The following is a 19,160-nucleotide window of genomic DNA, read 5'->3' on the forward strand; positions in this document are numbered from 1 at the left end:
AAACTTTTGGGTGCAGTCTACGTCAGCAATTAAGAGCATTTTTTTATAGGCTTAATTAGATTTCTAGTTCCCCGAAATTATAATTACTTCTTATAGTAAAGTTTCTGGTCAATAATTCTATCGTAATAATCTTCGATAAAAGCTTTACAGTTCAATTCGATTTCCTGCATTTCTGCATTTTTATTGGCAATTAAATTGTGTTTTAAGTCCTTGTCATTTTTATCATAAAAACCAATTGCATTTTTTCCATCAAAAGTACAAATATAGTTTCCTTTTGAAAATTGATAAATAGTTCCTGTAGAATTAATAACAAACGGTTTGGTAGTCTTGTCAAATAAACTTCTTCCCCAGCTTCTAAAAGGTTTTTGATATCCAATCATATCTAAAATGGTTGGGTAAATATCGATTTGCTGAGCCAAATCATCGCTAACGCCTACATATTCGCTATTAGGCTTGTATATGATGATCGGAACCGCATAATGATTTATAGCTTTTTGATACTCATCATAGTAAATCTGATTACAGTGATCTGCCACTAATACAAAAATGGTATTATTAAACCAAGGCTTCTTTTTGGCTTCATCAAAAAATCTTTTCAAAGAATAATCGGTGTATTCTGCACATTTGTGCATAGGAACGCCGCCTTCATGAAATTTGTTTTTGTATTCTTTAGGAATAATATAGGGTTCATGTGAAGACACTGTAAAGACGCTGGCGAAAAATGGTGTTTTCTTTTTGTCCAGTGTTTTTTCCATAAATTGCAAAAATGGTTCATCCCATATTCCCCAGAAACCATCAAATTGAGAGTCATCGTTAAATTCAGTTCTTCCATAATATTCATCAATTCCCAGAATATTTGAAAATCCTAAAAAGCCCATTGAGCCATTTGCCGCTCCATGAAAAAAGGATGTGTTGTATCCTTCGCTTTTTAAGGTAGAAACTAATGATTCTATTTTTTGTTTAGGATATGGGGATGATGTAAAGGCATCTTTAAAAGAAGGAATACCGGCAAGAACAGAAGACATACCATGAATAGATTGACGTCCGTTAGCATAAGCATTTCTAAAAATCATACTATGTTGTGACAAAGAATCTAAAAAAGGAGCATGACTTTTGTAATTAGGTATTTTGGCATCTTTGTTAAAAGCTCCAATATATTCTCTTCCGTAGCTTTCAAGTATAAAAACAACGACATTTGGTTTTGTCTGTGGGTTATTTTGATATTGCTTTATAGGTTGAACCTTTTCAAGAATTACCTGCTCGTTAACATCTTTGTAGGTCAATTTTTGGAAACTATTGGTAAACATAGTTCTGATAATCGCGAATGGCGTATTAAGTACAATGTCAGAATGAGCAATTTTCTTTACATGACGACTGGCATCTAATAAATTGATGGGTCTTGTTGATTTTTTAAAATCCCCGCCTCTGATTCCTCCAATGGTAAACAAAACAGTAAGAAGAAAAGTGATTACTGAAAATCCGAAATAATATAATTTATTCGAAGGAACAACAACTTTAGGAACAACTCTTTTATAAAGATAAATCCAAAATGCTGAAAATGCTATGAATAGCGCAAATATATACCAGTAATCTACGAGGAAACTAAAAAACAATGTTGTTTTGTTGGTTTCATGTTTTAAGACATTCAATACCACAACAGTTGTTCTTGCAAAAGTATATTTATAATATATGAAATCTATAAAATTGGTAAAATAAGCAATTAAGTTGGTGCTGAAATACAGATAAAAAAGAAACTTTTGATATCCCGAACTTGTGTTTTTGTATAATGGAAGTACAGAGAATACAATAAAAAGCAAGTTGATGTATAGAATTGCTGTAGTATCAAAGGTTACTCCATGATAACAAAGGGCGAGGAGATCTGAAACCGAATCTACTCTTAAAATGCTTTTGTTAAAAACATAAAATAAAATTCTGGCGAAGAAATAAAAAGCATAAGCTAAAAAAAGCCTGTAAAACAATACCTTAAATTCGTTTAAGCGAAAATGTTTGAAAATTTGTGTTGTTTTGTTTACTGATTTATCGGACTGCATAAAGCTGAAAAGTTATTTAGAAAAGGGATAATTTTATTAATCGAAGGAATTTAAGCAATTGCTAAAATGATTGATATCAAATGAGTTCTAAAATAAGAAATTGTGTTTGATATTTTTGCTACAAATATAAATTAAATAATGTATTGTTATAAGGCTAAAACTTGAAATAATTTTATTACGAAAGATTTAACGTTACTTATAAAGCTTATTTTTTGATTTAATTACTACTTTTGCGCATCAAAAATTTATAAAATGTCATTACGAAAAGCGTATCTCCTTATATTTTTAGTTTTAATTGTGGATCAGATTTCTAAAATCTATGTAAAAACGAACTTTGTCTTAGGCGAAGAAGTTTTGGTTTTGGATTGGTTTAGAATTCATTTCATAGAAAATGAAGGAATGGCATGGGGAACTAAAATCCCTGGAGAATACGGTAAATTAATTTTGACTGTTTTTAGAATTTTTGCAGTTTTTGGAATTGCATATTGGTTAGCTGATGCTGTTAAAAAACGTCAGTCCTCTTATTTAATAGTGGCTGTTGCCTTGATTTTGGCTGGTGCGGCCGGAAATATTATCGATTCTGTTTTCTACGGAGTTATTTTTGACGACAGTTCAAATAATTTGGCAACATTGTTTTCGCCTGAACCTTACGGAACCTGGTTTCATGGTTTGGTAGTCGATATGTTTTATTTTCCTATCTGGGAAGGTAACTTGCCAGGCTGGCTGCCTTTTTTTGGAGGTAAGCATTTTATGTTTTTCAATGCTATTTTCAATGTAGCTGATATGGCAATTTCTACAGGAGTTGGTATTTTGCTCGTCTTTAATAAAAGAATATTTCCTAAAAATTAATTTACTGCCACTTGCTTAAAAAGTACAAAAACGATGAATCTCATTTTGTAATCAGGCTAATTGTATTTTTAGTTCTGATATTGTTTTCAGTTATACTTCCTTTACTTTTTATCGATTCAAACGGAAGATCTTGCTTAGGTCCTCCACAGCTTCTGTTTTTTATTTTTTTGGGTTTGCCATCAATCACTTTATTGTACAGTTTTGATATCTTGATTTTGTTAGTAGTAAGATCTTTTAATTGGGAAAAGTTGGTGATTAATCTGGGCTTTATCTTAAGTGGTTTTATACTTCTGTTTCTTTTATCTCTTTAACTCGAGATTAGTTTTTAGTGGTGGATATTGATTTTTGACTATTGAATAATCCGTTGCCATTTTAAAATGCTATTTTTACATATTAAAACGACACGTATGCAAAGTCCATCTTTTTCTATTTACGATGCATCGGCAGGTTCAGGAAAGACCTATACTTTAGTGAAAGAGTATTTGAAAATAATTCTTTCATCTCCTAAAAATGATGCTTATCGTAATATTCTCGCGATAACTTTTACCAATAAAGCAGTTCATGAAATGAAAAGCCGTATTGTGGGAAGCTTATCAGAGTTTGCTAAAGAGGAACCTTCTGCAAAAGCAATTGATTTGATGGAAGATTTGTCGAGAGCAACAGGACTTTCCATCATTAAAATCAAAATAAAATCTCAAAGTATTATCAAGCATCTTATCCATAATTATGCTGCTTTTGATATTTCTACAATTGATAAATTTACGCACAAAGTAATTCGTGCTTTTGCTCATGATTTAAATTTACCAATGACATTTGAGGTAACATTAGATACCGAAAATTTGTTGGTAGAAGCAGTTGATGCCATTATTGCGCAGGCTGGGCAGGATGAAACCCTTACTAAGCTGTTGATTGATTTTACAATGGAAAAAACTGACGATGATAAAAGTTGGGATGTTTCGCGTGAAATTATGGAAACAGGCAGATTGGTTTTGAATGAAAATAACCGAAATGAAATTTTACATTTTCAGGACACGACGATCGAAGAATTTGTTGTCATAAAAAAGAAAATGGCAGTTTTGTGTTCTGATTTAGAAAAAGAAAATGCAGAATTGGCTTCTGAGTGTATTGCTTTAATTGATGCAAATGGAATTGATACAAAGTCTTTTTCGAGAGGAACTTTTCCTAATCATTTAGAAAGTATTCGTGATGGGAAATTCAATCCTCGCAATAAAACCTTTCACGAATTTGAAGATATTGCGATTAACAAAACAGCAAAAGATAAAGCACTCATAGAAAATCTTATTCCTCAGTTTCTTGAAACACTGGCCGGAATTTATAAAAATTTTGAGAAAAGAGATTTTTATAAAGCTTTTCTAAAAAACATAACACCCCTTTCATTACTGAACACAGTAAGTAATGAACTAGCTAAAATTCAATCTGAACAAAATATTCTGTCAATTTCTGAATTTAATGCTATTATTCATCGTGAAATTCAGAACCAGCCAGCGCCGTTTATTTATGAACGACTAGGAGAACGTTACCGCCATTTCTTTATTGATGAATTTCAGGATACCTCAGAAATGCAGTGGCAAAACCTGATTCCGTTAATTGATAATGCACTTGCAGGTCAGGATGATTTTGGAAATAAAGGCACACTAATGATTGTTGGTGATCCTAAACAATCTATTTACAGATGGAGAGGAGGTAAAGCGGAGCAATTTATTGAATTGAGTAAAGAAGCTAATCCGTTTTCAAATCCAGATAAAAAGTTAGAGCATCTAAATACGAACTATAGAAGTTACAGTGAGGTAATTGATTTCAATAATGCCTTTTTTAAACTTATTTCTGCTGAGTTTTCAAATGAAGATTATAAAGATTTGTATGAGAATCATAGTTTTCAAAATAGTAATGCTAAAAAAGGCGGCTATGTTAATATTTCTTTTTTGCCCATAATCGAAAAAAGTGAATTTGGGGAAGAGGAAGAAGTTGTAGAAAAAGCAGACTTGTATGTATTGGCAACTTTAAATACAATTATGGAAGTCGTTCGTCAGGGTTTTGAATATAAAGATATTGTAATCCTAACGCGAAAAAGAGATCAGGGAATAGCGGTTGCTAATTACTTAACAGAACAAAATATTCCGCTTTTGTCATCAGAAACATTGATGATTCAGAATGCGACAGAAGTACGATTGATAATTCATTTATTAAAATACTTAAACAACAGCGCCGATTTAGAATCAAAAGCAAATTTTCTGCATTTCCTGGCGATAACGCTGGAGACTAATATGGAAATTCATGATTTTATTGCAATGGGAATGGCACAAAAACTGGAAACCGATTTTGAGAAATGGCTTCTAAGTTTTGATGTTTCGCTTTCTTTTGAGAACGTTCGAAAAAAATCATTGTATGAAGCAGTTGAAATAATTATATCAAAATTCGTACTTCCTTCTGAAGGAAATGCGTATGTGCAATATTTTCTGGATATTGTTTTAGAACGCGACATTCGCAATCAGGCTGGAGTTGCTGATTTTTTAACCTATTGGGATAAAAATGCGCACAAATTCAGTATCCCTTCCCCGGAAGGGAATAATGCTGTTCGAATAATGACAATACATAAGTCGAAAGGGCTTGAATTTCCGGTAGTTATTATGCCTTTTGCAGAAGAAGATTACAGCAGAAAGCCAAAAGATAAATTATGGCTGGACACAGAAGATGCGGATTTGGGCATTCCAAAAGCCCTCGTAGATAATAGCAGTGCTGTAGAAGGATTTGGAGAAAGTGCTTCGGCTGTTTTCAATTTAAAAAAACAAGAAGAGTTATTAGATAATATTAATGTGCTATATGTTGCATTAACTCGTGCTGAAGAACAGTTGTATGTTATTTCTCAAGCTTTAAAAGAAAGAAAAGATGGAGAGCTGCCAGGTAATATGGCTTCATTTTTCATCAAATATTTAATGCATAAAGGAATCTATGATTCAGATCAGCTTTATTATGAATTTGGAAGCAAGGTAAAACTTTCTCCGCCAACTAGAGCTTCAGATCCCGTTAAGATAATTCCTGTCGTTAAAGAAGTTTTGAATCCTAAGAATATTAAAATTGCACAAAGAGAAGCCTTAATGTGGGGGACACATCAACAAGAGGCGATTTCTTATGGAAATATAGTTCACGAAATTTTAGCTTTTGTAAAAGATAAATCAGATGTTGATCTGGCGATAACAAAAGGAATAGAAAACGGATTGATTACTTTTGATCAGGTAGATAAAGTTTCAAAAACATTGCAGGAAATCGTAAACCATCCCGAGTTAAGCGCTTGTTTTGATGGAAAAAATACTGTTTTGAATGAACAAACCATAGTTCAGAAAGAGGGTGGGATTTTAAAACCGGACAGAATTGTATTAACGGAAAACAAAGAGGCTTATCTTTTAGATTATAAAACAGGAGCAAGTAATCCTAAATATTTGAAACAAATTCAACAATATCAGGAAGCAATAGAAGATTTAAATTACAAAGTGTTAAAAAAGGCTTTGGTATATATAGGATCAGAAATCGATGTAGTAAATTTGTGAAAATATTTGTCAGTCGTTAAAGGCTGATTTGTATTAGGTTGTTAATTTTTAACATATTAAAATAATAATAGATGTACGGTAAAATTAAAGATTATTTGCAAAGTGAGTTGCAAACCATCGAAGAGAATGGAATTTTCAAAAAAGAACGCATTATAACGTCAGCACAAGATGCTGAAATCACTATTTCAACAGGTGAAAAAGTTTTAAATTTTTGTGCCAATAATTATTTAGGTCTTTCATCTCATCCGGAAGTAGTGCAGGCTGCAAAAGACGCTATGGATACGCATGGTTTCGGAATGTCGTCAGTACGTTTTATTTGCGGTACTCAGGATATACACAAGACATTAGAGAAGAAAATTGCTGATTTTTACGGTACAGAAGATACAATTCTTTATGCAGCTGCTTTTGATGCAAATGGCGGTGTTTTTGAACCATTATTTGGAGAAAATGACGCTATAATTTCAGATAGTTTAAATCATGCTTCTATTATAGATGGAGTTCGCTTGTGTAAAGCTGCACGTTACCGTTATGAAAACAGTAATATGGAGGATCTTGAGCAGCAATTGATAAAAGCAAATGAATCAGGTGCAAGATTTAAAATTATTGTAACGGATGGAGTATTCTCTATGGATGGTTTAGTTGCGCCTCTAGACAAAATTTGTGATTTGGCTGATAAATATGATGCTTTGGTTATGGTAGATGAATGTCATGCGGCAGGATTTATAGGGGCTACCGGAAAAGGTACTCTTGAAGCCAAAGGAGTAATGGGACGTGTTGATATCATCACAGGTACACTTGGTAAAGCTTTAGGCGGAGCAATGGGCGGATATACAACTGCAAAAAAAGAAATTATAGAGTTATTACGTCAGCGTTCAAGACCTTATTTATTTTCGAATTCATTAGCACCTGCTATTGTTGGTGCTTCGATCAAAGTATTTGAATTGTTAGAAAAAGATACAACGCTGAGAGATAAATTAGAATGGAATACTAACTATTTCAAAGAAGGTATGAAAAAAGCAGGTTTTGATATCATTGATGGTGATTCAGCAATTGTACCGGTTATGCTGTACGATGCAAAATTGTCTCAGACTATGGCAGAAGAATTGCTTAAAAAAGGTATTTACGTAATTGGATTCTTTTTTCCTGTAGTGCCTAAGGATAAGGCCAGAATTAGAGTGCAATTGTCTGCAGCACATTCAAAGGAACATTTAGACAAAGCTATAACTGCTTTTGTGTCAGTGGGACAAATGTTAAAAGTTATATAATTCCCATTTTCTTTGGTTTTTGTAGGTTTATTTTAACATTTCATTTTGTATTTAAAAAATTTGGTGTTACTTTTGTCTGTAATTAACTAAATTGTAATTAAAAAAATTAAGTATGAAACATCTTAACAAACTTGTTGTTGCTGTGATGATGGTGATGGGATTAAGTTCTCACGCACAAGACAGTAACAATCCATGGGCTATCTCTTTTGGAGTTAACGCCGTTGATACTAGAACTAGCTCTGGTTCAGGAAGTGGTTTTTTTGACCAACACTTTTCTCAGCCATTCGGTGCAAAAGACAACTGGAACGTTCTTCCTTCTTTGTCATACATTGGTGTGTCTAGATACGTAGGAAGTGGTTTCTCAATTGGTTTACAAGGTTCTGTAAACAAAATTGATAAATATGTAACTTTTAACAATCCTGGTGCTGCAGAAAGTGATTCAAGAGGAAACTCTGTTGCTAATCCTGGAGATTTAATGTACTACGGTATTGATGCTACTATTAAATATAGCTTCAAAGAAGTAATTAAATCTAAAGTAATCGATCCTTCGTTATCTGTTGGTGGAGGTTACACTTTCTTCGGAGACAGTAGCTACGGAACTGTTAACCCAGGTGCTGGTTTAACTTTCTGGTTTACTGATGCTATTGGTCTTGAGTTAGCTACAAGATACAAATGGGCTGTTGCTGCTGATAACAGAGAAGATGCTGCTGGTGTTCCAGACGCTCCATCTCACTTTCAACACACTGCTGGTCTTATCTTCAAATTTGGAGGTAAAGATACTGACGGAGACGGAATCTACGATAAAGATGACGCTTGTCCAGAAGTTGCTGGTTTAAAACAATTCAACGGATGTCCTGATACTGACGGAGACGGAATCGTTGACGGAAGTGATGCTTGTCCAGATGTATTTGGTTTAGCTGCTTTCAACGGATGTCCTGATACTGACGGAGACGGAATTGCTGATAAAGATGATGCTTGTCCAGATGTTGCTGGTTTAGCTGCTTTAAAAGGTTGTCCTGATACTGACGGTGATGGTATTGCTGACAAAGATGACAAATGTCCTACAGTTAAAGGTCCTAAAGAAAACGGTGGATGTCCAGTATTAGATGCTGACAAAGACGGTGTTGCTGATAAAGATGACGATTGTCCTACAGTTGCTGGTCCAGCTAGTAACAGAGGATGTCCTGAAGTAACTACTGAAGCTTTAGAAGATCTTAAAGTTCAAGCAAGAGCGGTTTACTTTAACTCAGGAAAAGCTACTTTCAAAACAGGAGACAAAGAAACTCCAGTAAGATTAGATGCTATTAAAGAAATCCTTAAAAACTATCCAAACGCGAAATTCAGCATTGAAGGACACACAGATAGTACAGGTTCTGCAAAAATCAACCAAAAACTTTCTGAAGATAGAGCAAACGCTGTAATGAATGCTTTAATCGAAAGAGGAGTTAATCCTGAAAACTTAAGTGCTAAAGGATTAGGTTCAAGCGTACCAGTTGCAAGTAACAAAACTGCTGCAGGTAAAGCACAAAATAGAAGAACTGAAATTAAACACGTAGGTTCTAAATACGAAGGTAAAATCTAATTTACTTTTAAATAAAAACTTAAAAGCCATTCTTAATTGAATGGCTTTTTTTATTTTTATCAAATGATAAATACTTCTTTTCTCGAAAAAATAGCTTCTGTTATAATTCAGGATTATTCGGCTGATTTAGTAAATACAACTATTATTTTGCCTAATAAAAGAGCAAAGGTTTTTTTAATCGAAGCGTTAAAAAGAGAAACTAAACAAACAATTCTTTCTCCAGATATTATTAGTATTGAAGATTTCGTTCAAAATGTTGCGTCTATTCGATCGGTAGATTCAATAGAACTTTTGTTCGAATTCTATGAAGTTTATCTTTCTGTTACAGATAAGCAGCATCAGCAATCATTTGAGTTATTTGCCAATTGGGCAAAAACACTCTTGCAGGATTTTAACGAAATTGATCGTTATTTGCTCGATCCTAACCATGTGTTGTCTTATTTAAATGATATTGAAGATATCAAAAAATGGGGTATAGAAGTTGAAAACAAAACAAAACTGTTAGAAAATTATATTGATTTTTGGAAACTGCTTCCATTGTACTACACTTCATTGTATGAGCACTTGCTTAATAAGTCAATAGGGTATCAGGGATTGATTTATCGCGAGGCAGTAAATAACTTAAATCATTTTTCGAATACAATTTCAAATAGAACTTATGTTTTTGCAGGTTTTAATGCTTTAAATGCTGCCGAAGAAAAAATAGTGCAGCATCTTTTAGCTTTAGAACAAGGTAAGATTTACTGGGATGCAGATCAGACTTTTTTAAACGATCCTTACCATGATGCCGGACTTTTTATCAGACGATTTAAAGAAAGCTGGAAACACTACAAGTTGCATCCATTTGAGTGGATTGTAGATGATTTTACTCAGTCTAAAAATATACAAGTAATTGGTACGCCCAAAACAATTGGTCAGGCAAAATTAGCAGGAAGTATTATTGAGCAGCTTATAAATGAAAATCCAAATACTTCTCTGGATAAAGTTGCCATTGTACTTGGTGAGGAAAATTTACTTTTACCTGTTTTATATGCATTGCCATCATCTGTTGGAGCACTGAATATTACGATGGGATATTCAGGTAAAAATAATCCGTCACAAATATTGATTGCCAAGCTTTTTAAAATGCATACCAATGCGCTTTCGCGTAAAGGAGAAAGTTATGTATTGTATTATAAGGATGTTCTTGATATTTTAACCCATCCACTAGTGGAACCGTATGCAAAAGCGGGCAATTTGGTTAAAATTATAAAGGAAAATAATTATACTTTTATCACACATAACCGATTGATAGAGCTCAATTCAAATCCTTCCAGATTATTCAATTTGCTATTTCAGAAGTGGGAAAAAGGAGCAATAGATGTTCTGGAAACTATTTCGGAGTTATTAATCTTAATCAAAGAAAATTTCAGCAATGATAATGAAGAGGAGAAAATTGCGAAAGCCTTTGTTTTTGCTATCTTCAAAGTGATTAATAAGCTGATTAATTATTATTCAAAACACAAACATATCGATAACATAAATACACTTTATGCTATTTACAAACAAATCGTTGATGTTGCTGAAGTCTCATTTGAAGGAGAACCTCTCCGTGGATTGCAGATAATGGGAGTACTTGAAAGTCGTGTTTTAGATTTTGATACCGTAATTGTAACCTCTATGAACGAAGGAAAGTTTCCGGCAGGAAAATCTCAAAACTCCTTTATTCCTTATGATGTTAAAAAAGAATTGGGCTTGCCAACTTTTAAAGAAAAAGATGCCATTTATACCTATCATTTTTACCATTTACTTCAAAGAGCTAAAAATGTGTATTTGATATACAATACCGAGAATGACGGATTAGATGCCGGTGAGCGTAGTCGATTTATTACGCAGTTAGAAGTAGAAAAGAAACCAAAACACAATCTGACTTTTGATATTTACAATCCTGTTTTACCAACAACAGCATATAAGGCTACAGTGATTCCCAAATCAGATGCCGTAATGGAACGGTTAAAAGAGATTGCGTCGGCAGGTTTTTCTCCTTCTGCGTTAACGAGTTATATTCGGAATCCAATTGATTTTTATTTTCAAAAAATTCTGCGTATCCGTGAGGTCGAGGAAGTAGAAGAAAATATTGCTTTGAATACACTGGGAACGATAATTCATGAAACATTAAAAGCATTGTATGATCCTTTTGTGGGCAAATTTATCTCAGAAACTGATATTACAAATTGTTTTAAGCTTTTGGATGATGAAGTTTTAAAGCAGTTTAAATTGGTATACAAAGAAGGTGAAATAAAAAAAGGACGAAACCTTTTAGCTTTTGAAGTTGCCAAGCGTAATATTTCTAATTTTCTTAGAATGGAATTGGAAACTATTAAAAACGGAGATGCTATTCAGATTTTAGCCTTAGAAAAAACATTTGAGCGTACACTTGAACATCCTGCTTTGCCGTTTCCGGTTCTTATTAAAGGAAATGTAGATAGAATTGAGCTTCGTAATGGAAAAGTTAGGATTATTGATTATAAGACCGGAAAAGTAGAAAAAGCCAATGTTATACTTAAATCGTGGAATGGATTAACGCAAGAGCTTAAAAACGATAAAATTATTCAGGTATTGGCGTATGCTTTTATGTATGAGGAACATGCCAGGGAATTTCCTATTGAAGTTGGGATTATTTCTTTTAAGAATTTGAAATCCGGTTTTTTGCCTTTTGGATTCAAAGAAGACAAAGAATTGAATATAACAGTTACAAAAGAAATTCTAAAAAATTACTTAGAAGAAATTGTTATACTATTGAAAGAAATTTTTGATAAAGATTTTCCATTTGAAGAAAAGTTACAGTAGGTCTTTTTGATTTTAGAAGTTTTAAAATCAAAATTTAAATTTTGACCATAAAATCAGTTTTAGTCAAAAATAGAATATTTTTGAAAAATGTTTTTTTCAACGATAAACAAAACAGTGGTATTTTGTGATTATTTTGTTTTTATGAAATTCTTCTAATTTTGAAAAAAGCGACTTTAAGTTAGCAAGAGCCTATTCTTAAAAGCAGAAAATAACTTGTTTTAAAGTTTTTGCTTAGGAGTTTAAAAGTAACGTGCTCATCATCTGTGTAGTAAAGTTCTTAATTTTGTTTTTGAAATAAAAAAACAAATTAAAAAAAAGGATAGTAAGCCGGATAATTAGAAGAGATAAATAAAATGTAATCCAAATTTTAAGCAGGTCGATTTTAACAAAAAATGGAATGGCTTGATATTTAAAGAAAAAAAAGCTGAACTTGTTAAAACGATTGTTTAAGAAGTTCAGCTTTTTGTAAGTAGTGTTTAACTAAATATTTTTTTAAAGAAACCTTTTTTGCTGGTTTCCTGATTTTGATTAGTGTTTACACTTCCATTTTCAAAACGAAATCTTCTAAACTTCATCAATTTTACATTTAAGTCAAATCTTAATTCTTCTACAGTTTTCATTTGTTTAAATTTTTTACAAATTTATGAAAAACTTATCGTAAAGTGAATTTACTCAGTCTATTAGTTGTTTAATTGAGGTATGTGGAAAGAAATTTAGTTTTTACGTTGATATTTGTTTTTTCTCTTAATTTTTTTTGATGATCTTATTCTAAAAATAGTTAAAAATTAAAGTATAAACAAAAGTGGTTCAGTAGGTTAGGATTGTATTTTTTTTAACAATTGTTTAGAGGTCAATTATATGTTTATAAAATACCTTTGACCCTTCTTAAAAATTAAACGATAGCAATATGATTGATTTAAATACACTGGTGGAAGAGACTGGAGCTGAATCTGGATTGGTTTTTAACATAGACGGAATTTTGGTAGAGTCTGTTAATTTGGAGTACGATGGCAACGTCGCTGCAATGATTGGAATGATCCTTAAAATGTGTCTTGAAATGTCTGAAGACGTTAATACCGGAGAACTTAAACAAGTAATGATTAAGAATCTTGATGGTATTGTAGTAGCAAATAAAGATCAAGGTGATAACTGTGTTGCCTTGCTAACAAAAGATATAAGTAAAATGGGACTTTTGCTTCGCAAAATGGATACTATTTTCAGCAATTAACTAAATAAAAATAAAATATGTCAGATTTTTTAGAAAATTTCAAAAACGATTTAAAAGAGAATGTAAAAGGATTCATCGCAGTTTCTGTAACTGAGGTTGAAACAGGTATGTCATACTGTTCACTTTCTTTAAATCCAGACTTTGATCCGGAATTAGCATCTGCTTATAACTTAGAAGTTGTAAAAGCAAAATTAAGCGCAATTAAAGCTTTAGGATTAGATCAAAAAATCAACGATATCTTGATTACATTAACAGATCAAATTCACATCATTGATGTTGCTGAAGATGGAAAGTATTTTATTTATTTAGCTGTTGATGCTACAAAAGCAAACTTAGGTTTAACGAGAGCTACATTATCTAAATTCAAAAAAGATATTATTTCAAATTTATCATAATTTTTGCCCCAATATTTATTACAAAGGCTATTCAGATTCTGAATAGCCTTTTTTATTTTTAGCATATTTTTATGCCAGAAACTCAGACAAAGTAACTTTTAAATCTTCTTTGTTTTCAATATGACTCATGTGGCCGTCTTCAAAAGAAACAAGTTCTACATTTGTATTTTCTATTTGAGAGATGCTTTCCTCATAATTTAAGACAGGATCTTTTTTTCCTAAAACAAGAAGTACAGGAAAGAGATTTTGTTTTAAAAGCGCTTCTCTGTCTTTTCGGACTTTCATTCCTTCCAGCGAAGCGATAATCCCTTGTAATGGTGTTTTTAGCGCTTCTTCTTTAGCCTTTTCTATTTCTTTGGCAAGTCTGGTTCTGTTCGTTTCACTAAATAAATTTGCAATAGCCAAACTAACAAAACTTTGATAATTTTGTTTAACAGCCTTTATGGCTCGGGTTCGGTTTGTCTTTTTCTCGGCATTATCCTCTTTAGAAGTCGAATTTAATAAAACTAATTTTTCCATAGTTCCCGGATATAATTCGGCGAAAGCCAAACCGACATAACCACCCATAGAATGCCCAACGATCGAAGCTTTGTCGATTTTTAGATGCATTAAAACTTCATGAACAGCACGTGCATTATCTTCCATAGAATGTTCATAACCCATGGAATCAGAATCACCGTGACCTAATAAGTCAATAGCAATAACCTGATGATTTTTTTCAAGAAGAGTAATGTATTCCGTCCACATTTTTTTGTTTTCTAAAAAGCCGTGAAGAAATACAATTGCATTTCCTTCCCCGGAAACGGTAAAGGATATTGTGGTATTTTTATATTGAATATTTTCCAAAATAAAGTTTTAAAATTGAACTACAAAGATAATAAAAGCTAAAACCATACAGAAATCATAAGTGCAATAGCGTTACAATTAATGCAATTCAGTTCAAATTTAAGCTAAATCCAGTCGTCCATAAAAAGCAAAAACGTTCAACATTTATGTTGAACGTTTTTGCAGTAAAATCTAAAATCTAAAATCTAAAATCTAAAATCTAAAATCTAAAATCTAAAATCTAAATTACGAGTTCATTAAACTTTCGATTTCATCAACTTCCACCGGAATGTTGCGCATTAAGTTAAAAGGTTCTCCTTTTTCCTGAACCACAACGTTATCCTCGAGACGAATTCCAAAACCTTCTGCCGGAATATAGATTCCAGGTTCAACCGTAAAAACCATATTAGCTTTCATAGGTTCGTGCAGTAATCCGTAATCATGCGTGTCAAGCCCCATGTGGTGAGACGTTCCGTGCATGAAATATTTTTTGTAAGCAGGCCATTCCGGATTTTCATTCTGAACATCAGCTTTGTCAAGTAAACCTAAACCAAGCAATTCAGAAGTCATAATTTTACCCACTTCAATATGATATTGTTTCCAAAGAGTTCCTGGGGCCAGCATTTTAGTAGCTTCATTTTTTACCTTCAAAACAGCATTGTAAACCGCTTTTTGTCTTTCACTGAACTTTCCAGAAACCGGAATCGTTCTTGTCATGTCACTAGAATAATTAGCATATTCTGCAGCAACATCCAGTAAAATTAAATCGCCCGCTTTACATTGTTGATTGTTTTCAATGTAGTGCAAAACATTTGCATTGTTTCCAGAAGCAATAATTGGCGTATAAGCAAAACCCTTAGAGCGGTTACGAATAAATTCATGAGCAAGTTCCGCTTCGATTTCGTATTCAGTCACATTTGGTTTTACAAACGATAATAATCTACGGAAACCTTTCTCTGTAATATCACAAGCTTGTTGAATCAAATCAATCTCTTCGCTTTCTTTGATAGAACGAATGCGTTGTAAAATTGGGTTACTTTTAGCTACATTGTGCGCTGGGTAACGTTCTTTCCACCATTTTACAAAGCGAGCTTCACGCGTTTCAGTTTCAACAGTTGCACGATAATGTTCATTAGTATTAATGTACATGGTATCAGCATAGGTCATCATTTCGTTCAAAATTTTATGAAAATCCTGCAGCCAATAAACCGTTCTGATTCCAGAAACCTGAAAAGCACGATCTTTACTCAATTTTTCACCTTCCCAAACCGCGATATGATCGTTAGTTTCTTTCAGGAAAAGAATTTCTTTTTGATGCTCATAAGGCGCATCCGGAAACAAAAGCAAAACACTTTCTTCCTGATCAACACCACTTAAGTAAAAAATGTCTCTGTGTTGAGCAAATGGCAAAGTACTGTCAGCACTAATCGGATAAATGTCGTTAGAATTAAAAACAGCAACACTGTTAGGTTTCATTTCAGCCATAAACTTTTTGCGGTTTTTTACAAAAAGTGCGCTGCTTATTTGATGATATTTCATAATTATTTCATTTTTGAACTTCGAATTTCAAAATTACTAATTTTTACAGAAGTAGCCTCAAACAGCTTTATTAAAGTTTTCATATTTGTTTGAGAATTTGTCTCCCACCTAATTTCTATGTTTTTGTACTTAAATTAGAAGCCTTAGCAACTTAGTACCTCAGAACCTTAGAATCTTAGAAGCTTCACAATGGCGTGTCCCTCCGGGCCGGGCTTTCGGCTATATCTTTTATTCCTCCCGATTGCTATCGGGAGGAATAAAAGGATACCGCCTCTATCCCTCACGCGAACTTCGGTTTTATAAGAAGTTGTTTTAAAAATTGAAAAATAATGTGTAATCTTGATAGTAGAAAGTCTGGCGTTATAGTTTTTTGGAGAAACGTAATTCTGTGATGCCTTTTTAATAATACCACAACCCGAACGTTTTTCGGTTAAATAAAAGCAAAATGCAAAATTCAAGTTTCAAACTCATATCAATACAAGAAGTAAAAACACAATATCCTTTTTTAATCGATCGAGAAGGATTTGATTATTTTGAAGAATGGGAAGACGACGATTTCTTTTTAGTAGCAGATGAAAATGTAAAATTTGAAGGAAACTTTCACTTAGATATTTACGAAGACGACGTTAAAAAAAGACTTGCTTCAATATTGAATTTGCCGTTAAAAGAAATTGAAACTAAAAGAATCGAAGGAATTTTGATAAACGGAGATTTCTCCACAAGCGGTTCTATTATAAATGCCGAAGGCGATTACGGTCCGTATGTGTATATCGCCGGAAATGTCAATTGTCAAAGCATGTTGTTAGGCGGTGCTTATGTTGAAATATTGGGCAATGTTCAAGCTCAGGAGGTCGTAATGACGTACTATAATCATGGTAATTTTAAAAGTTTAAGATGCATTGAAGCGCCTGTTTTTATAGTCGAAGATCATAATACAACATTTGCAGAGCGAAAAAACACTCTGTTTTATTACAACGACAGAGCCAATGATTTTGATTCTGAAAATGCTAGCGAGTACGATGACGAAACCGACGAAGAAATAATATCCAGCCAATTGCGAAAAATGCTTGAAAATCCATTAATAGAAACTTTTGAAGAACTGCAACGCGATTTAGAACTTGGTGAATTGGTTTTAAAACAAAGCAATCCTCCGGCAAAGACCTATGATTATTGGGAGAAAAGAGTGAAGTCTAACTATCGTGATTTAAAGTTAGTTCCGCTTCAATACAAAACACCCCAATTGTATCAATTGGCATTGAATATTACGTTTCATGCCTTGTCTTATGTCGATGATAATTTTATTACTCCAGAACTTTGCGAAGTCTTAGTAAAAAAAGATGGCTTTGCAATTAGAGAAATACCAAGTGAATTCATAATAAAAGACCTTTGTTTTCTCGCAGCACAAAGCGGAACTTTGATTTCCTTAATCCCAAGAGATTTTTATTCCGAAGAATTAATACTAACTACGTTTAGAAATGGCAAACATGAACCCAATATCACTGATGTTCCGTCAGATTTTATTACAGATAGTCTTTTAGTAGAATATGTGAAAATAGGTAAGGGATTGTGGCTCGATAAAGTTTGCAAGGAAAATGGACAAGAGAAATTGACGATTTTAAAACAAGCGATTGATTCAGACGTAAAATATCTCGATACTATTTTTGGGAATCATTTTAGTAAAGAAGTTGTTGATTATGCATCATCTCTTTATAGTAATGAACAATATAAAAATGAATGGAATGGTTATGTTCAAAAGTATAATGCTAAATTTGAACGTCTTGGTTTGAATAATTAAATAGAGTTACTAATTCAATGATCATAGAAAAAGCAACTTTAAACGACAGCGAAGTTTTGACTGCATTAACAAAAAAGTCAAAAGCATATTAGGGATATTCAGAAGAGCAAATAGAATTGTGGTCTGAAGTATTAATGGTTTCCAAACAATACATTGTGACTAAATCAGTTTATAAATTGGTTGTTGAAAATGAAATTGTGGGTTATTATTCGTTCTTCCACGAAAGTGAAAATACTATAGAACTTGACAATCTATTTGTTTGGCCTGATTGTATAGGAAAAGGATTTGGACAAATATTAATGAATGATTTTTTATTTCGATTAAAAAACACAGATGTAAAAAAAGTAGTGCTCGATGCTGAACCAAAAGCAGAGAAATTTTATGAGAAATTCGGTTTTGTGAAAATCGGAGAGATAGAGACGTCGATCAAGGACCGGTTTTTACCAAAAATGGAATTATTGCTGGATGAAAAATAGGTTAGTAAGTAAAAAAAATCTACAATTCGCTTTCTTGTCATTTCATTTACGAATATATTTACACCGAAAATAAGATCTAAAACGCGTTACATTGAATAAATATCTAAAATATCTTCTTTCACTCTTTCTGGCATTTGCCCTGATTGCGAATGATGGTACAATAGATTCCCGAAAAACAGCTGATTATTATCAGTCGTATAGCGTAGTTGTAAGGAAAGAAGCGGATTTAGAGAAATTCCGTTTATATCTTTTTAATGTTACACGCTCCGCTGTAAAAACAGTTCTGTCAATTCCTATTTTTTATCTTTCACTAAAAAGAATCACAGATTTTCAGACTAACATTCTCGTAAAAAAGCAAATACTACTTCATCAAAATTTAGTTTCATTTATAAAACAAGCCGTTTTTGTAAATGAAATTCGAAACACTCAAGATTTACATTCAAGTTTATACATCGCTTAGCGAGAACATTTTCTAAGCATTTATGCAACTTCATGCATAAGAATGAAAAATAATGTCTAATCATTTATCATTTTCAAAATGTATAAACACAATAATAAAAAAAGTTTAGAGCAATCTAAACCACGACTTCAATGGTTAAAAAGAAAAATAGTGCTAATCATGACCGCTTTCATGCTCGGAATGTCAAACGGAATGCATGCACAGGACAGAACCATGCACGGAAATAATATTAACACAGAACAACAAGAGTGATTTTTTGTTTAATCGTTTAGTTGTTGAATCGTTGAATTCGTTTAATCG

Annotated in this window: 14 protein-coding genes and 1 pseudogene; 11 read left to right on the top strand and 4 right to left on the bottom strand. The window is 32.7% G+C overall.

Features of this window, described 5'->3' with window-relative positions; translation table 11 throughout:
- Positions 1–83: 83 nt before the first annotated feature.
- Positions 84–2,051 carry an LTA synthase family protein gene (locus B0A66_RS17330; protein ID WP_165766637.1) on the bottom strand — a complete coding sequence of 656 codons (1,968 nt, stop codon included), beginning with the start codon at positions 2,049–2,051 and terminating at the stop codon, positions 84–86.
- A gap of 252 nt (positions 2,052–2,303) precedes the next feature.
- Here B0A66_RS17330 and B0A66_RS17335 point away from each other — a divergent pair, with 252 nt between their 5' ends.
- The 5 genes from B0A66_RS17335 (at position 2,304) to B0A66_RS17360 (ending at position 12,142) form a co-directional block, all read left to right on the top strand.
- On the top strand, positions 2,304–2,900 hold the full coding sequence (locus B0A66_RS17335) for a lipoprotein signal peptidase (RefSeq protein WP_089051121.1): 597 nt from the start codon (positions 2,304–2,306) through the stop codon (positions 2,898–2,900).
- 407 nt (positions 2,901–3,307) lie between these two features.
- Positions 3,308–6,466 (top strand): UvrD-helicase domain-containing protein, encoded by a 3,159-nt coding sequence (locus B0A66_RS17345; RefSeq protein ID WP_089051123.1) that lies wholly within the window; start codon positions 3,308–3,310, stop codon positions 6,464–6,466.
- Positions 6,467–6,537: 71 nt separating this feature from the next.
- The gene (gene kbl, locus B0A66_RS17350) at positions 6,538–7,731 is read left to right on the top strand and encodes a glycine C-acetyltransferase (RefSeq protein ID WP_089051124.1); all 1,194 of its coding nucleotides are present in this window, start codon (positions 6,538–6,540) and stop codon (positions 7,729–7,731) included.
- Between the two features lie 112 nt (positions 7,732–7,843).
- A complete protein-coding gene (locus tag B0A66_RS17355) occupies positions 7,844–9,313 on the top strand; it encodes an OmpA family protein (RefSeq protein ID WP_089051125.1) in 1,470 nt (489 codons plus the stop codon).
- 63 nt (positions 9,314–9,376) lie between these two features.
- Positions 9,377–12,142, top strand: coding sequence for a PD-(D/E)XK nuclease family protein (locus B0A66_RS17360; RefSeq protein ID WP_089051126.1), 2,766 nt, complete (start codon positions 9,377–9,379; stop codon positions 12,140–12,142).
- Positions 12,143–12,618: 476 nt separating this feature from the next.
- Here the strand turns inward: B0A66_RS17360 and B0A66_RS22945 are convergent, their stop codons facing one another.
- On the bottom strand, positions 12,619–12,762 hold the full coding sequence (locus B0A66_RS22945) for a hypothetical protein (RefSeq protein WP_165766638.1): 144 nt from the start codon (positions 12,760–12,762) through the stop codon (positions 12,619–12,621).
- A 308-nt stretch (positions 12,763–13,070) separates the two neighbouring features.
- Here B0A66_RS22945 and B0A66_RS17365 point away from each other — a divergent pair, with 308 nt between their 5' ends.
- Both B0A66_RS17365 and B0A66_RS17370 read left to right on the top strand, forming a co-directional pair.
- A complete protein-coding gene (locus B0A66_RS17365) occupies positions 13,071–13,370 on the top strand; it encodes a roadblock/LC7 domain-containing protein (protein WP_244283527.1) in 300 nt (99 codons plus the stop codon).
- A gap of 17 nt (positions 13,371–13,387) precedes the next feature.
- On the top strand, positions 13,388–13,765 hold the full coding sequence (locus B0A66_RS17370) for a hypothetical protein (RefSeq protein WP_089051128.1): 378 nt from the start codon (positions 13,388–13,390) through the stop codon (positions 13,763–13,765).
- A 69-nt stretch (positions 13,766–13,834) separates the two neighbouring features.
- Here B0A66_RS17370 and B0A66_RS17375 read toward each other — a convergent pair whose 3' ends face one another.
- On the bottom strand, positions 13,835–14,611 hold the full coding sequence (locus B0A66_RS17375; RefSeq protein ID WP_089051129.1) for an alpha/beta fold hydrolase: 777 nt from the start codon (positions 14,609–14,611) through the stop codon (positions 13,835–13,837).
- Positions 14,612–14,836: 225 nt separating this feature from the next.
- Positions 14,837–16,129, bottom strand: a complete 1,293-nt coding sequence (locus tag B0A66_RS17380) for an aminopeptidase P family protein (RefSeq protein WP_089051130.1) — start codon at positions 16,127–16,129, stop codon at positions 14,837–14,839.
- A 445-nt stretch (positions 16,130–16,574) separates the two neighbouring features.
- Between B0A66_RS17380 and B0A66_RS17385 the strand changes: the two genes are divergently transcribed.
- The 4 genes and pseudogenes from B0A66_RS17385 to B0A66_RS22950 all read left to right on the top strand — a co-directional run bounded on the left by B0A66_RS17385 (position 16,575) and on the right by B0A66_RS22950 (position 19,112).
- Positions 16,575–17,924: a hypothetical protein gene (locus B0A66_RS17385; RefSeq protein ID WP_089051131.1), complete on the top strand. Its 1,350-nt coding sequence runs from the start codon at positions 16,575–16,577 to the stop codon at positions 17,922–17,924.
- Positions 17,925–18,031: 107 nt separating this feature from the next.
- Positions 18,032–18,400: pseudogene (locus B0A66_RS17390) on the top strand (GNAT family N-acetyltransferase); the annotation flags it as partial.
- 91 nt (positions 18,401–18,491) lie between these two features.
- Entirely contained in the window at positions 18,492–18,860 is a 369-nt protein-coding gene (locus B0A66_RS17395; RefSeq protein WP_089051133.1) for a hypothetical protein, read from the top strand.
- A 78-nt stretch (positions 18,861–18,938) separates the two neighbouring features.
- The gene (locus B0A66_RS22950; RefSeq protein ID WP_165766639.1) at positions 18,939–19,112 is read left to right on the top strand and encodes a hypothetical protein; all 174 of its coding nucleotides are present in this window, start codon (positions 18,939–18,941) and stop codon (positions 19,110–19,112) included.
- Positions 19,113–19,160 lie beyond the last annotated feature (48 nt).

Source organism: Flavobacterium hercynium (genome assembly GCF_002217285.1).
In the GTDB taxonomy this organism is placed as follows: Bacteria; Bacteroidota; Bacteroidia; order Flavobacteriales; family Flavobacteriaceae; genus Flavobacterium; species Flavobacterium hercynium.